We start from the raw sequence: 16,156 nt of genomic DNA, 5'->3' as shown, positions 1-16,156 counted from the left end.
GTAAGAGTTTCCCTCGGTGACGAAAAAGGCGATGTCGGAGACGTCAGTCGGAGGCGTCCGGTGCAACCGTTTTCGGGGACGACGCCGACGATTCGAACAGATGACAGGCCGCAATCTGGTCGCCGGATTGTCTGAGTTCCGGATGCTGCTGTTCGCACACCGTCTGGAACTCCCGATTGAGTTGCTCCATGGCGTCTTCTTCGTTCCCCTCGATGAGGTCACGAGCGGCAGACCGGAGCGCATTCTCGGCTTGCCGAGGCATGTCGAGTGACTTCACATTGACTCTCCCGTTGTTCTCGGCTTCGTTACGGTGTTCTTCCGGCAGTTCCAACGCGAGTCCGGACGCGAGCAGTTGGTCAACGGCCGAGCGTTGTTCGTCGGCGTCGATTTCTTCGACGTCTAGGTCGCCCATCGCCGCGCGGCGCTTGAATTGGAACGCTCGCCGGAACGCATCCTGACTACCAGTCCAGTCCTCCGGTGGAATGATTTTCGAACACCGCGGGTGGAACCGACAGCCACTCGGCGGATTTCGCGGGTCTGGAACCTCTCCGGTGACATTCGCTCGGCGTCGTTCCGCGTCGGGTTCGATTTCCGGTACTGCGTCGAACAGCGCCTCCGTGTAGGGATGTTTCGAGTTCGTCACCACTTCGCTCGTCGGCCCCTGTTCGATGATGTCCCCGAGGTACATGATGGCCGTTCGGTCACACATGTATCTGATGAGGGAGAGGTCGTGACTGATGAACAGGTACGTGAGTCCGTACTCGTCCTGAAGCTCCTTCATGAGGTTCAGCACGCCCGCTCGAATCGACACGTCGAGCATCGACACGGGTTCGTCACAGACGACGAAATCCGGATTGACGACTAGCGCACGCGCAATCGCGACGCGCTGGCGCTCCCCACCCGAGAGTTCCTTCGGGAACTCGTTCAGGTACGCCTCCGCGGGCGAGAGTCCTACGTCGTTCAGCACCTTGATGACCCGCTCCCGCCGGTCTTGGTAACCGTCTCCGATGTCGTTTATTTTCAACGGCTCGACGACGGACTGGAAGACGGTCATCCGCGGATTCAGACTCTCGAACGGGTCTTGGAATATCATCTGGACACGCTGGCGGAACACCTTCTGGTCTTCGCGTGAGAGTTGGGTTACGTCTCTGCCGTCGAAGCGAATCGTTCCCTCCGTCGGGTCGTAGAGCTTTACCAGCAGTTTTCCGAGCGTGGTTTTCCCGCAACCGGATTCGCCAGCGATACCCATGATGTCGCCACGGTTGATGGTGAGGTCGACGTTCTGAACTGCCCGAACTGGCTGTGCTTCCTTTCCGAGCAGTCGGTCGACGACACCCACCGACAGGTCGAACAACTTCGAGACGTTCTCGATTTCTACTAGTGGGTCTGCGTTGTGTTCTGATGCCATGTTTCTTCCTTTTGCGCGTCAGTGCGCATCGTTTCGAGGTCGTCAATTCGATAGCAAGCCGACCGGTGCATATCGGGAGAACCCGCTTCCGTTCGCCGTCCTCCTTCCGCCTGTTCAACGTCGTATCCCGGTGGATGTGCCGAATGACATTCGTCCACGACGAACGGACATCGCGGTGCGAATCGGCAGCCATCGTTCGGGTCGAGCAGCGTCGGTGGCGACCCCGGTATCGAGATGAGTTCCTGTTGTTCCTCTTCGACCGTCGGGAACGAGTTCTTCAACCCGAGCGTGTACGGGTTTGCGGCGTTGTTGAGCACTTCACCCATCGGGCCGCTCTCCATCATCTTCCCGCCGTACATCACCGCAAGTTGGTCACAGATTTCGGCCATGACGCTGATGTCGTGGCTCACGACGAGGATGGCGACGTTGAACTCGTCTTGAAGCGCTTCGAGTTCTTCGAGGATACGGTCTTGAATAATAACGTCGAGCGCTGTCGTGGGTTCATCCGCGATGAGCAAGTCCGGGTTGCACGCCATCGCCATCGCAATAACGGCGCGCTGTTTCATCCCCCCACTGAACTGGTGGGCGTAGTCGTCCGCGCGGTCGGGTTCGATACCGACGCGTTCGATGAGGTCGCGAGCGCGTTCGTCCGCTTCCGCTACGGGAGTGCCCGGTTCGTGACGCAGTATCGCTTCCGTAATCTGGTCGCCGACTTTGTACACCGGGTTGAGCGCGTTCATCGCACTCTGTGGAATGAGCGCGATGTCACGCCACCGAACGTCTCGAATCTGTTGGTTGTCCAGTTTTGCGAGGTCGGTCTTTCCGTCTGCTCTGACCGGGTATCGGTCGTCGTCAATTATCTCCTGTCGCGCGTTTCCGTTCTCGTCTTCCCATTCGGGAAGCGTTCCGTCGAACCAGATTTCACCACTCTCGACGTATCCGTTCGAGTCGAGTAGGTGGATGAGTGATTTGGCTAGCGTCGTTTTTCCACACCCCGATTCACCGACGAGTCCGTAGGTTTCGCCGTGGTCGACGTTGAACGTGACACCATCGACAGCGTGAACCTGCTTGTCTCCGGCGTCGTAGCGAACACAAAGGTCGTTTACCTCTAGCAGTGACATATCATTACTCCTGTGGGTTGGCAACGTCCTCCACCGAGAATCCGATGAAGTAGAACGCCGCGGCGATGGACGTGATTGCCAGTCCCGGCGGAATCAGCCACCACGGCGCGTCGTAAATGTGATTGTTCGCTTTCACGTTCTCGATCATCATCCCCCACGAGTTACTCGTGAAGTCTGCCAGACCGAGGTACGCGAGCGATGCCTGTGCGAGAATCGCCACCGCGGCGTCCTGTGCCAGAAACACGAATGCGAGCGGGAGGACGTTCGGCAGGATGTGCCGGAAGACGATTCGGGTGTCGCTAGCACCAGCGACTCGTGCTGACTCGACGTACGCTCGTTCCTTGAGCGAGAGTGTCTCCCCGCGTATCAGGATGCAGTTGTTGAGCCACGACGTAATCGCGATGCCGAGGATGATGTTCGTCGTCGTGATTCCGCGAATCGCGACGAGAACGATGAGGAACGGGAGGAACGGCATCCCGTACATCACGTCGACGATGCGCTGGATTGTCTCGTCAACCCACGTGTCACCGTAGAAACCGCTGATGAGGCCCAGCGGAACGCCCACCAAACTCGACAGAATTCCGGCGGCGAAGCCGATATACAGCGCGTTCTTTGCGGCGTAAACGAGCAGGGTTAGCACACCTTCTCCGAGTTTGTTCGTTCCGAGCGGCGCGAAGAACGGGTCGCCGAACGCCGGCGGGTGTGGCAGTTGCTGTTTCTGCTGGAGCGTTAGATACGCATACTGGTCGTTGCCTACGAATGCCCGCCACTCCAAACTGTGCGGCGCGAACACTGATGGGAAAAGCGCCCACAGAATGTACATCACCAAGATGAGTATTCCGAGAACGCCCATCTTGTGTTGGGTGTATCGGCTCCATCCCCGTTTGAAGCGCTCGATCCGCGGTTCCCATCGTTCCTTGAGCGAACTGGTCGCTGACGCGTTTTCAGACTGTGTTGACATTTATGATTTCCCCCCGAACTTGATCCGCGGGTCGAGATACGTGTACGCGATGTCCGTCACCAATCGCATGACGATGATGAGGACTGCGAGGATGAAGAACGCGGCCTGCGTGACCGGATAGTCCTGTTGTAACACCGCACCGACCAGGAGTTTTCCGATGCCGGGCCAGCTGAACACGCTCTCGATGAGGACGCTCCCGTCGATGAGGAACGCCAGTCCGACGATTGCCTGCGTTGCAACTGGAATCAGCGCGTTGCGGGCCGCGTGTTTCATCATCACGGTGCGCTCGCTGAGGCCTTTGGCTCTCGCGAGGAAGACATAGTCTTCCCCGGTAACGTTGTTCATCGACGGACGCATGACGAGCATGGCCCCGACCCACCCCACGAACGCGATACTGAACAGCGGTAACGCGATGTGATGTAAGATATTCGTCATCGCTAACCACGGCGTCCAATCGGCAATCCCGAACTGATCGATCATGAACGTGCTTTTCAGTAAGCCAAGTTCGAAGTCGAACAGCCAGATGAACAGCCATGCAATCCAGAACGCGGGCATGGAGTACATCGTCAGGCCGGACGTGTAGATGATTTTGTCCTTACTCGTCCCGCGCCACCAACCCAGATACATGCCGACGAGTGGGCCGACGGTGTACGCGACGACGAACCCTGCACCGAACAGGATGAGGGTGCGTGGCAGTCGTCGAATGACGACGTCCCAGACGGGTTCTTTGTGCATCGGTGAGCGCCCGAACTCTCCCACCTGGTAATTTATCATGAAGTTCGTGTACTGTTTCCACAACGGCTCGTTGAGTCCCCAAATCTCGCGGAGACGCTCAACCTGCGATGGTTGCATCTCCGGAGTGATCATGTTCGTGATAAACGACCCCGGCATGCTCCGAACCAGAACGAATAGAATCGTCATTATCACGAGCAGGGTCAGGTAGGAGACAACGAGACGCTTTGCGAGATAGCGTGTGCTAATCCTACTCATTGTTTGCTAACTATTAATTTCGGTGTACTGTTTACCATATCGCTTACTCTTGCGTATCCATGCCATGCATGGTACACATTCATTATCAATGTAGTGATTCTCGTATCAGCTGCGTACTAAATACAACCAAACCCCCAACTGACCGGTGAAAAAACCAGCAACGAGGGCCGTAGACCCTGTCGTTATCCTTCGAGGTTGTCGTTGAGATACATGTTACCGTACTCGGTGCCCCAGTTCGCGTAGCCGGGGTCAACGATGTTCTCGACGTAGCCACCGAATTTGGCCGTGTTCATCGGCCAGCGGTACTTCGAGTAGTCACGAAGCATGTACGGCATGTCGAGGTAGATCTTCTCCATCGCTCGTGCGAACTTCTTCGCACGCTTTTCGGGGTCGGGTTCGCTGTACGCATCCGAGAGGAGGTCGTCGGCACCGCTGTCGCCGACACCGTATCCCGTGGAGTTGTAGGCAAACTGTTCCGTATCGTCGCCCGCGTTTTGCGAGTGGAAGAACGAGTGAAGCGACGTTCCGTACGCACTGGTTCCGCCCCAGCCCATCGGATAGATGTCGAAGTCTTCCTCGTTGTACACCTTACCGGACATGGTGTTGAACGCGACCGGTTCGGTACGAACCGGGATACCAACTTGGTGGAGGTTGCTCGCCCACTGCTGGATGGCTTCCGCTTCATCCGGCTGTTCGCTCGGTGGGTCGATGAAGATGGTTATCGGGTTGCCGTCCATCATCTCAGGAACAGTCTGGCCGTTGACTCGAATCTCTTTGTCCACTTCGACGTCAGCGTCCTGAAGAATCGACGACTGGACGGATTCGAACGTGTAGTTGTACTTGGCTTCCGACTGGCTGGCTTCGACGCCGGAGAACGTACCGGGGAAGTCCTGTCCAGCGTAGGTGCCGGATTTGCTGACGACCTGCCCATCGGTAAGGAATTTACGAACTGCTTCCACGTCGGGTTTCTTGCTGCCGTCCTGACCGCGGAAATTGAACGCTTCCGTCTCCGGGGCGGTCAGCAGTTCGCCGCCGTGGACTGTCTCGGGTCGGACACCCTTGTAACCGGGGGACTGTGCGTAGTCGCCCTTGATGACGAAGTTACCTTTGAGTGATTTGACCCAGAACTGTTCGTCCCACATGAACGCCATCGCCTGTCGGAACGCCACGTCGTCGAGCGGTTGGCGTCGGAGGTTGAAGCCGTAGTAGGAGAAACCGCTGTCGTAGCCTTTGACGAGGCCGATTCCGTCCTGTTTTTGCGCCTTCGGAATGCTCGAAACGTCGAGGCTTCCGTAGTGGGTATCGATATCGCCGTTCATGAACGCCTGCGTCATGGGTGCGACGCCGCCGTACACCTTGAAGTTCACACCGTCAAGGAACGGGCCGCCGTGGAGGAGCGACCCGTGTTCTTTGATCCAGTCGAGGTTGTTGAGCGCGTAGGTGTTCTCGATGTAATCGCGTCGGAACTTGACCTGCATCGAGGTGTCCGGGTTGTACTGGACGAGTTTGCCCGGCCCGGTACCGACCGGCCCTTCCTCGTTTTCTTCCATCGGGTCGTAGTTCTGGTAATCGACGTTCTCCCAGATGTGTTTGGGAAGCATTGGAACGTAGCCAAGAACCTTCGAGTCCCACACACCGACCTGTCGGGAGAGCTTGATGTGGAAGTCCCAGTCGTTGCTGGCCTCTTCAATCGACTCATAATCGTTGTAAACCGAGTACTGTCCCGGTTCGTTGTCGAGCATGAACTGATAGGAGAACAGGATGTCCTCCGTTTTGAACGATTCACCGTCGTTCCACTCCAATCCGTCCGTGCGGGCGTTAAAGTAGATGTCCGGCTTGTCGCTGTCTCCGTTTTGAAGTTCCCAGTCGGTGAAGACGCTGGGTTTGACCTCGAACGTGACGGGGTCTTGGGAGACACCATAGTTGTAGACCGGACTAAGCCCTACAGTAGAGTACACACTGCTGGCTAGTATGAGGTTCGGACTGTCAGGGGCTTCCGGCAGACCGTAGCGGAGCGTTCCACCCGGTTTGATGTTCTCCGGATTAACGTCAACGGTGTTCGCACCTTGCGTCGTCCCGTTGTCGTTTGAATCAGTGCCCTGTGGGTCATCGCCGTCGTTGTTCCCAGAACAACCAGCAAGGGAGAGAGCAACAGCGCCAGCCCCACTCGCCTTCAGGAAGTTCCGTCGGCTTTCATCTGTACCACTTCGGTTGCGTCGCCGTGGCATACCAAAGACTTGTAGAAGATGTATTTAAAGCTACTGATTGCCGAAAGCTTTTAGTTTTAATAGCGTTATAAAAGATAAGAGCCGTTCTAAACAAGTCTCGGAGATTTATAACGGAAAGAGATGCGGTATGATAATTTATCGTTACTGTTCACTAGTAGCTTCCTTGGCCAACATCCAGTAGTATATCGTCCCAGCGACCGCCGTCGTTCCCAACAGGAGATGCGACTCCGATGGTAGTGCCCCCGTGTTCTCCTGCGTCCAGAAAATACTCAATGCCGACCAAATACTAGCCATGAAAAATCCGGCGCTCAACAGCCAGAGGCCCATCGGCTTCCGTCCGGAGCGAAAAACGACGATAGCGACGGTCATCGTAATTCCCGCCATAATCGCCACCACGCCACGCGTTCCCAACATTCCGTTGCTACTGCGAACGAAAATGGTATAAATCGTCCGTTTTCTGCCGACCGTTCAACATTCGACACTGCATTTTTCGTCTACTTGACACCGAGCACTTCGAGAAGCGTCGTCGCCGCTGCGTGCGATGACTCTGGCCCGCGCGCGGTGAGCAAGTCGCCGTCCACCCGAACGCTGGTGTCCGAACCGAGTTCCGCATCCCAGTTGCCGCCTGCCGCTTTCACTTCGTCTTCGACCCAGTAAGGAAGCTTTCGACCATCCGGCATGCGGTCGTGGTCGTCCACGATTTCTTCTTCCCACTCGTTCGGGAAACCGGTCACATCGCGGCCCTCGACGAGGAACTCCCCGTTGCTGTCCCGCGTAAATGCGAGCAGTCCGACTGCGTGACAGACGACGAGCGCTTTTCCGTTTTCATCTTCGACGGCGTTCCGAAGTAACCGACGCGCGTGTGAATCCTGATTCACGTCCCACTCCGTTCCGTGTCCGCCGGGGAACACCACCGCGTCGTACATGTCGCTGTCCGCATTCGCAACGGGCATCGGATTTTGTAGTCGCTGGTCGTTCTCGTGTGCTTCACGGACGCGCTCGGCGGTTTCCTCACCGACGTTTTCGGGGTCGATAGAACGGTCGTCTACGACCGCTTTCGAACCGCTCGGCGTCGCAATATCTATGTCGGCACCCGCGTCCGAAAGCGTCTGAAGCGGGTCGATACACTCTTCGCCCCAATAGCCTTCTTCGCTGACTACGAACAGTACGGCGGTCATACGACGAACTAGTGTGTCCGTCTCAATAAACCGGATGGCCCCGGAAGAATGCGCTTGTTTCACCTCGCTCGAACTTCTCCCACTCTGTTCGTTGGCGAACGTTGGAGAAACAATTCACTACGGAACTTGTTTCGTCAAAAGTAGCGGGAGGTAGATTTGAACTACCGATCTGCGGGTTATGAGCCCGCCGGAATCTCCTGGCTATCCCATCCCGCTGTATCATCGTAATGCCGTCCAGTAGTTAAGGGTTGTGATTCACTAGCCGTATGCGGTTTTGTACCGTGATTTCACGGGCTGATTGAAAATATCCGATTACTTTCATGACCCCAAGACGTATATCGTTCCGGCGCACGCACAAAAGCAGAGATGGAGTTCGCGCTTATCGCTCTCTGGCTAACCGTCTACTATGCGCTCGCGCTTGTTGGTCTTCCAGTCGCGTCCGCACTTTTTTCTCGATTTCCCGACCGTGGGGCGACGTTCGCGCTGCCAATTTCGCTGACGATACTGACCATCATCACCTACTGGTTCGGGCAGTTCGCATTCAACACGGCAGTCGTCCTCGTTTCTGTTCTCGTTCTAGTCAGCCTCTCCGCGTTTCTCACGAGACGTAACCTCGAAATTGACCTTCGTAGCTACGCCGAAGCGATGGCGGTTTTCACCGTCGCATTCGGATTTCTCGTCCTCGTTCGGGCTATCGACCCGGCAATCGTGGCGACCGGCGGCGAGAAGTTTCTCGATTTCGGGCTGCTGAAATCGCTCATGCGCGCCCCCGAACTCCCGCCCGAAGATATGTGGTTCGCGGGCGAACCGATTCGCTACTACTACGGCGGCCACCTCGTTGCCGCGATTTTAACGAAACTAACGGGAACCGCGCCGAAATTCAGCTACAACCTCGCACTCGCCGGATTCTACGGCATGCTCGTCAGCACGGCCTACGGATTGGCACGGGCGGTGGCCGACCGCCACAAAACCTCGTCCCGTCTCGCTGGCGTCCTCGCTGGATTTTTCGTAGGATTTGCTGGTAATATCTTCACTCCGCTTCGTTTGCTCGCAAACGCGTTTCCGAGCGCGCTGGTCGAAGCCATTGCGACGCCGTTAGAGATGGAATCCGCGAACTTTCCGCTCGACCCGATTGAGTTCTGGTACTGGGAAGCCAGCCGCGTCATGGTCGATACCATAAACGAATTTCCTCTGTTCGCGTACATCAACGGCGACCTCCACGCGCACATGATGGGACAGCCGTTTTTGCTGTTCATCACCGCGCTCTGTTACGCGATATATCGCTCTCACGCAGAAATTCGGTGGCGTCAACTGCTCGTCTTCGGCGTGCTCCCACCGGCCGTGGCGTTTCTCGGCACGATTAGCTTCTGGAGTTTTCCGACCGCGTTGGGCATCGTTTGGCTTTCGCTTACCTTCGCCGAGGAACACCCGGTAACGCTCGTTCCCGGCGGAGCGCGACTGGCAGAATCCCAATCAGCACTCGCCGACGAAGTCGGCAAAGTCGCCGTTTCGCTGGCGATTACCGCCGTCGTCGGCGTGCTTGCGTTCATCTGGGCTGGGCCGTTCGTGGTGAACGTCCTGCTCGGGTCGGCGAGCACCCGGAGCATCGACTTCTTCCCCGACAGAAGTAGCTTCGTGGAACTGCTCGTCGTTCACGGCGCGTTCCTCCTCCCGCTTGCCCTCTATCTCGGAAGTCACGTTCGATGGGACGAACAAAACGCGACGGGAGTCGGAATCCTCGGTGGAGTGCTGCTCTTGCTTGGCTGGCAAAGCGGTTTCACGGCGTTGGTGCTAGTCGCCCCGCTTCTCGTCGCTGGCTGGCTTCTGCTCCGCCTCGATGCCGACCTCGGTTTCGAGACGGTGCTTTTGGTGGCGGGTGCGGGTCTGGTCATCCTCGTCGAGTTCGTGTACGTCCAGGACAACGCAATTGCGGGCCGGTTCAACACCGTGTTCAAGGTGTACATGCAGGTGTGGGTGTTCTGGGCCGTCGCAGTCGGCGTTGCGCTCGCGCGACTCGTAACGGATTCAGTTCCCGGCTACGCCGCGAAAACGAGATTCGATTCAGCGGAAACACCAACCACACCATCTGCGCCCATCTCCCGTCGTGCCGGAATGGCCGTTTTCGTCTGTCTCCTCGTCCTCTCAACGTCCGTATACGGCGCGTTCGCACTCGGGGAACACGTCGGGTCGGAGAAACCGGTTCATCGTCCGGACGACCCATCGCTCGACGGGACGGCATTTATTTTGACGACGCATCCGGACGAAGCCGGTGCAATCGAGTGGTTAGATGAAAGAAAAGGACGGCCGCACATCGTCTCTGCACAGGGACAGCCCTACCAATGGGGAAGTCCGGGGTCGTCGCTTACCGGCCTGCCGACTGTTCTCGGCTGGTATCAGGAGCGAATCTATCGCGGCGACGCGGCCTACGCAGAGCGACAACGCGACGTGGAACTGATTTTCAGGTCGAACACCGCGTGGCCTACGCGCGCCGACAAACTCGCCAAACACGACGTGAAATACATCTACTACGGTCCGCGCGAGCGCCAGCAGTACGGCAGAACGGCGTTCGGAACCTACCCCGGAATCGAGCAAGTCCATCGCTCCGGGTCGGTGTCGATTTACGAAGTGAATCAGACGGTTATCGAAAGTGAAACCGATAGTTCGAATTAGTCCAGCGACAGCCCCGGATGCCAGCGGTCAACACCGGCTTCCGCTTTCTGTTCGTCCATCTTCGCGAGGAGTTTCACGGCGAGGCTGGCCGTTTCCGCAGCGCGGGATTCGCCCTCGGTTCGGAACTCGCCGGTTTCGCGGTTGGCGTAGACCGAACAGACCGCACCCGCGCGGAGGCTGTAGATGTTCGCAATCGTCAGAATCGCGCTCGCCTCCATCTCGATGTTCTTCACATTCGCATTCTTGAGATGGGTAACCAACTCGTCGCCACCTTCCGCGCTGAAGCCCTCGAATCCGGGACGACCCTGTCCCGCGTAGAAGCTATCCGCGCTCATCGTGATTCCCGTGTGGTAGTCGTAGCCGAGTCGCTCCGCGGCGGCGACGAGGGCCGCGACGACTTCGTAGTCCGCGACTGCCGGGTAATCTTCGCGGACGTATTCGTCGCTCGTGCCTTCCTGCCGAACCCCGCCGGTCGTGATGACGAGGTCGCCCACGTTCATCTCCTCTTGAATCGCTCCGCACGACCCGACGCGGATGAACGTGTCCGCACCGATTCGGGCCAGTTCCTCCACCGCGATTGCGGCGGACGGACTGCCGATTCCCGTGGAGGTGACGCTGATTGGCGCGTCCTCGTAGGTTCCCGTTGCGGTTCGGTACTCGCGGTGGTAAGCGACTTCCTCTGCAGAATCCCAGAACTGCGTTATTTTATCGACGCGCTCGGGATTTCCGGGCAGGAGAACCGCATCGGCAACGTCGCCCTCACCGACTTCGATGTGGTACTGTACGTCCGCGTTCGGGTCTTCGCTGTCATCCATGTCATGTGGGTTCGTCGCCGGAAAAATAGGTGCTTCGTCGTGGCTTTACTAACCTACTCCAGCATCTCCTCGGTAATCGTGTTCGGGAGCAGTTCGCCGAGCGTGTACGCCGTCACTTCGCCATCGCCCTCGTCACAAATCACTTTCAGCGATTCGTCGCAGAACTCCGCGAGCGTCTGGCGGCACATGCCACAGGGAGTGACGCCATCCCGTCGTGCGGAACTCACGGCCAGTCGGTCGAACTCCCGGTGGCCCTGTTTTATCGCCTCGGCGATTGCGACTTCCTCCGCGTGGAGCGAATTGCTGTAGTTCGCGTTTTCGATGTTACAACCGACGAAAACGGTTCCGTCCGTAGTTCGAAGCGCAGCTCCGACCGGATATTCCGAGTACGGGACGTGTGCCTGTTCCTGTACCTCGCGTGCCTGCTCCATCAGGTCGTCCATACGAGATAGATGAGTGTCGGTAGTTCAAATAAAAATCGAAGGTGGGCTCGCAGTCAGAGCATTCATCTGTGGATGCAATATGGTGATTTTTCATTTTCAACGCGCGGGAACGAAATGAAGTGGGCGACTCGTGCAAGGGACGAAATGAATGTAATGGGCGAGGAGGTTAGGGAGGACGAGGTTCGGTTGCGGCGTTTGGAGTCGTGATTTGCTAACTGATACTCGGTAATTTTTCCCGTCATAGTGGCTTCTCCGTTCGAACCGATTCCATCTACAAACCACTTCCCCACTCACCAACGTTTATAAACGAAAACGCAACCAGAACCGATGTGTCTCACCGACAAACGGAAATTGAATCAAACCCGATTCAAAAACCAATCCCACCGACAGATCGCCCGCCGCCCTACTCTTCGCCGGATTCGTAGTGTTCGCCAGCCGCATCCGGAATGCGGGTTCGACCGACGAACGCCAGCACGACGATAACCGTCACGTAGGGGATGATGCCGATGAGTTCGTTCGGCAGTTGGAAGCCGACCTGCTGGAGTCGAATCTGAAGCGCGTCGAGACTCGCAAAGAGGAACGATGCGCCGAAGGCACCAAGCGGGTTGTAGTTCCCGAACAGGAACGCCGTGATGCCAATCCAGCCGCGGCCATCGACCATCGTGGTGCCGCTTCCGTTGAACAGTCCGGCCTGTCCGAGCGACAGCCCTGCGCCGCCGATTCCCGCCAACACGCCGGAGAGGAGGACGCTCGCGTAGCGAACGCGCCGCACGTCCACGCCGACAGTGTCGAGTGCCATCGGGTTCTCACCGCTGGCTTTCACCCATCTTCCGAACGCCGTTTCGTTCAGGACGAACCACGTAAGCGGAACGGCGGCGAGGAGCATGTACACCACCGGATTGGCATCGAAGAGTATCGGCCCGACGACTGGAATGTCCGCGAGGAGCGGAATCTGCCAGTTGTTCAAGGTGCCGACACTGGGGCTGTTGACGCGCCCCCAGATGATTTTGCTACCGAACGGTGCGAGTCCGAGCGCGATGAGCCACACCGCAAGCCCAGCGATGATTTGGTCGGCCTTGAACTCGATGCAGACGATTGCGAACAGGAGCGCAAAGAGCGTGCTCGCCAGCACTGCGGCGAAAAAGCCGAGCCAGAGCGTCGTCTGTGTCGCTCCGGCCGACCCCGCCATCGTATCGGCAACTGCGATACCGATGAATGCGGAGATGATGAGCAAGCCTTCCAATCCGATGTTGATGACGCCGCTCTTTTCGGCGAAGATACCGCCGAGCGCGGCGAACCCGATTGGTACCGTGTATCGAAGCGCCGCACTAACGTAGCTTCCGTCGATAGTGCCGACGAGTCGGCCCAGCGCACTTCCCGGGAAGAGGAACCCGAGAACGCCGATGACGATGGCCGAACCAATCGAGAATCCGGCGATTCGGACGCGACTATTCATCGCTCTCACCTCCCTCGACTGCAGTGCCGCCATCCGTCGCTACAGCACCCTGTTTCTCCGGGGTCACCCAGCGCTTGCCAACCATGCGGAAGAACTCCGGCATGGCGACGAACAGGATAATCAGACCGCGGAGGACGCCGACGAGTTGCTTCGGAACGCCGAGCGCGAAGTCGATGGTGAGACTGCCGCTTTTCAGCATCCCGAAGAGCAGTGCGGCCAGCGGAACACCGAGCGGGTTGTTTCCGGCTAGAATCGTCACCGTGATGCCGTCGAATCCGAACGATGGGACGCCCGTTTGCCACCTACCGAGAATCATCAACACGTAAATCGCACCGCCGATACCGCCGATGACGCCCGACAGTGCCATGCTCGACACCATCGTTTTCTTCGCGTCCACGCCGCCGTACTCCGCCGCCTTCGGTTGAATCCCGCTCGTTCGGAGGTCGTATCCGAACGCGGTTCGGTGTAACAGCAGGTAGATACCGACCGCGAGAACGAGCGCGCCGACGACGACGAGAAGGGAGAACGACGACCCGCGAGGGAAGAGCGTTGGCGAGAGTGTCGCATACTCGGGAATCGAACGCGTCTGGACGTTCCCGCTACCGGGCTTTTGGAAGTATTCGGAGACGAGAACGAAGGCGAGTCCCGTTGCGATGAAGTTCAGCATGATGGTGGTAATCACCTCGTTCGCGTCCGCGTAGGCTTTCATCGCGCCGGGAATCGCGCCGTAGATTCCCCCGACGACCGCGCCAGCGAACAGTCCGAGCGGAATCAGGATGATTCCGCCGACGATTCCGGTCGGAACGTGAGGTGCCGTCCAGAGGACAGCCATCACGGAGCCGAGCGCGCCCAAAACGAGCTGTCCCTGCGTTCCGATGTTGAACATACCAGCGCGGAACGCGACTGCGACGGCTAATCCGGTGAACAGGAGCATCGTCGTCTCTCGAAGCGTGCTCGCCAAACTGTACAGGTCGATTGCCGGGTTGAACGGAATCAACGAGAACTGCTGTGGATTGGCGAACGCGCCGATGAAGAGATATTTGTACACTTGTATCGGGTTGTAGCAGAACGACCCCGGAAGGGGGAGTTCGACACCCCAGCCACCGCTTCCGGGAATGGTGATGAGCATTCGCTGTGCGAGGAAGGGTTCGGAACAGGTCGCGACGAATCCCGAGACGAGGATGACGAGTCCGCCGACGAGAATCGACATCGCAAGCGCGGCGAGACTGATGAAAATGCGCTCGGCCGCGGAAGCCTCGACGAGTTGCCCGAGCGATTGCTCTGCTCGTTCTCGCCACGAACTCACTGTGCCTCACCTCCAATACTGGGGGCCTCTTCCGGTCGTTCACCGGCCATCAAGAGGCCGAGTTCCTCTTCGGTCACGCGGTTCGGGTCAACAACGTCCATGATTTCACCTTCGTACATAACTGCCAGTCGGTCGGAAAGTTGCTGAACCTCGTCGAGTTTCGAGGAGACGAGGAAAATTGCCTTCCCTTCGGCGCGCAAATCCAGCAGACGGTCGTGGATAAACTCGATACTTCCAACGTCCACGCCGCGCGTTGGATGGGCGGCAACGACGAGTGAGGGGTCGCGGGCGAACTCCCGCCCGACGATGAACTTCTGTTGGTTGCCGCCGGACAGCGATTCCGCGCTCGCATCGGCGTTCGGCGGGCGAACGTCGTACTCCTCGATGATGTCCTCCGCGTGCATTCGAGTTCTATCCCAGTCGATTCGGCCGTCGTTCGAAAACGGCCGCGTGCGCTGACTGCCGAGCAGTCCGTTTTCCACGAGGTCGAACTCCATCACCAGCCCTTGTTCGTGGCGGTCTTGGGGAATGTAAGCCATTCCCGAGTCGATTCGTTTTCGACGGCTCGTCTCCGAAACGTCGTCGCCGAAAAACTCGACTCGACCGTCGTCCGGCGTTTCGAGGCCGGTAACGCTCTCGATGACTTCGGATTGGCCGTTTCCATCCACACCTGCGATACCGAACACCTCACCTTCTCGGATTTCGAATCCAACGTCGTCCACCTGTACCACGTCTCGTTCGTCGGTCACTGTGAGATCGGACACCGAGAGGACGGTGTCACCGGGTTCGTTCGCGGATTTCTCGGTTTCGAGGAGCACTTCGCGTCCGACCATCAGTTCGGCGAGTTCTTCCCGCGAGGTTTCGTCGGTGTCTACCGACCCGACGTTTTTCCCATCCCGGAGGACGGTAATTTGGTCGGCGGCATCCATCGCTTCGCCGAGCTTGTGCGTGATGAAGATGATGCTCTTTCCTTGGGCCGTGAGTTCGTCGAGAACGGCGAGTAGGTCGTCGATTTCCTGTGGCGTGAGTACGGCGGTCGGTTCGTCGAGGATGAGTACGTCCGCACCGCGATACAGCGCTTTCAGAATTTCGACGCGCTGTTGAACGCCCACGCTCACGTCTTCGACGAGTGCGTTCGGGTCCACGTCGAAGCCGTATCGCTCACTTAGTTCACGCACCTCGCGTTCGGCGCGGTTTCTGTCCATGGCCAGCCCACCCCACTTTCGGGGTTCGTTTCCGAGGACGACGTTCTCCGCAATGGTGAGGGTATCGACCAGCATGAAATGCTGGTGAATCATGCCGATTCCGGCGTCGATGGCGTCCCGCGGAGAATCGAAGTCGTGGGGGTCGCCGTTGATAACGACCTGTCCATCGGTCGGTTCGTACAGGCCGTACAGGACGTTCATCAGCGTCGTTTTTCCGGCGCCGTTCTCCCCTAAAAGTGCGTGGATGGAACCCGATTCCACGGCGAGGTCAACGTCATCGTTTGCGATGACTCCCGGGAATCGTTTCGTAATGCCGTCGAGATATACCGCCCGGCTCATTGAATCTGGATTTCCGTTCTACCTGTTTAAACGCGC

General features: G+C 57.9%; 13 protein-coding genes and 1 tRNA gene. 1 reads left to right on the top strand and 13 read right to left on the bottom strand.

Annotated elements, in window-relative coordinates:
* Positions 1-43: 43 nt before the first annotated feature.
* From BW974_RS05695 to BW974_RS05655, 8 genes are all read right to left on the bottom strand, one after another.
* A complete protein-coding gene (locus tag BW974_RS05695; protein WP_076428794.1) occupies positions 44-1,408 on the bottom strand; it encodes an ABC transporter ATP-binding protein in 1,365 nt (454 codons plus the stop codon).
* Positions 1,378-2,529 (bottom strand): ABC transporter ATP-binding protein, encoded by a 1,152-nt coding sequence (locus BW974_RS05690; RefSeq protein WP_076428792.1) that lies wholly within the window; start codon positions 2,527-2,529, stop codon positions 1,378-1,380. Before BW974_RS05690 ends, BW974_RS05695 begins: the two co-directional genes overlap by 31 nt.
* A 4-nt stretch (positions 2,530-2,533) precedes the next feature.
* Positions 2,534-3,490, bottom strand: coding sequence for an ABC transporter permease (locus BW974_RS05685; protein ID WP_245799909.1), 957 nt, complete (start codon positions 3,488-3,490; stop codon positions 2,534-2,536).
* Positions 3,491-4,480: an ABC transporter permease gene (locus tag BW974_RS05680; protein WP_245799908.1), complete on the bottom strand. Its 990-nt coding sequence runs from the start codon at positions 4,478-4,480 to the stop codon at positions 3,491-3,493.
* Between the two features lie 182 nt (positions 4,481-4,662).
* Positions 4,663-6,708, bottom strand: a complete 2,046-nt coding sequence (locus BW974_RS05675; RefSeq protein ID WP_084186198.1) for an ABC transporter substrate-binding protein — start codon at positions 6,706-6,708, stop codon at positions 4,663-4,665.
* Positions 6,709-6,849: 141 nt separating this feature from the next.
* The gene (locus BW974_RS05665; protein ID WP_076428788.1) at positions 6,850-7,122 is read right to left on the bottom strand and encodes a hypothetical protein; all 273 of its coding nucleotides are present in this window, start codon (positions 7,120-7,122) and stop codon (positions 6,850-6,852) included.
* An 80-nt stretch (positions 7,123-7,202) separates the two neighbouring features.
* On the bottom strand, positions 7,203-7,886 hold the full coding sequence (locus tag BW974_RS05660; RefSeq protein WP_076428786.1) for a type 1 glutamine amidotransferase domain-containing protein: 684 nt from the start codon (positions 7,884-7,886) through the stop codon (positions 7,203-7,205).
* A gap of 141 nt (positions 7,887-8,027) precedes the next feature.
* Positions 8,028-8,102: transfer RNA gene (locus tag BW974_RS05655), tRNA-Met, on the bottom strand.
* Positions 8,103-8,252: 150 nt separating this feature from the next.
* Here BW974_RS05655 and BW974_RS05650 point away from each other — a divergent pair.
* The gene (locus BW974_RS05650) at positions 8,253-10,556 is read left to right on the top strand and encodes a DUF2298 domain-containing protein (protein ID WP_076428784.1); all 2,304 of its coding nucleotides are present in this window, start codon (positions 8,253-8,255) and stop codon (positions 10,554-10,556) included.
* Here the strand turns inward: BW974_RS05650 and BW974_RS05645 are convergent.
* The 5 genes from BW974_RS05645 to BW974_RS05625 form a co-directional block, all read right to left on the bottom strand.
* Complete coding sequence (locus BW974_RS05645) at positions 10,553-11,371, bottom strand: nucleoside phosphorylase (RefSeq protein ID WP_076428782.1); 819 nt, start codon at positions 11,369-11,371, stop codon at positions 10,553-10,555. The two genes, BW974_RS05650 and BW974_RS05645, sit on opposite strands and share 4 nt — an antisense overlap.
* A 53-nt stretch (positions 11,372-11,424) precedes the next feature.
* A complete protein-coding gene (cdd, locus tag BW974_RS05640; protein WP_076428780.1) occupies positions 11,425-11,814 on the bottom strand; it encodes a cytidine deaminase in 390 nt (129 codons plus the stop codon).
* Positions 11,815-12,217: 403 nt separating this feature from the next.
* Positions 12,218-13,270, bottom strand: a complete 1,053-nt coding sequence (locus BW974_RS05635) for an ABC transporter permease (RefSeq protein ID WP_084186197.1) — start codon at positions 13,268-13,270, stop codon at positions 12,218-12,220.
* Complete coding sequence (locus BW974_RS05630; RefSeq protein ID WP_076428778.1) at positions 13,263-14,576, bottom strand: ABC transporter permease; 1,314 nt, start codon at positions 14,574-14,576, stop codon at positions 13,263-13,265. Before BW974_RS05630 ends, BW974_RS05635 begins: the two co-directional genes overlap by 8 nt.
* A complete protein-coding gene (locus BW974_RS05625; RefSeq protein WP_076428776.1) occupies positions 14,573-16,120 on the bottom strand; it encodes an ABC transporter ATP-binding protein in 1,548 nt (515 codons plus the stop codon). Before BW974_RS05625 ends, BW974_RS05630 begins: the two co-directional genes overlap by 4 nt.
* Positions 16,121-16,156 lie beyond the last annotated feature (36 nt).

This window comes from Haladaptatus litoreus, assembly GCF_900156425.1.
Lineage (GTDB): Archaea > Halobacteriota > Halobacteria > Halobacteriales > Haladaptataceae > Haladaptatus > Haladaptatus litoreus.
The sequence above is the reverse complement of the archived record's forward strand: the minus strand, read 5'-3'. Positions and strand labels throughout refer to the sequence as shown.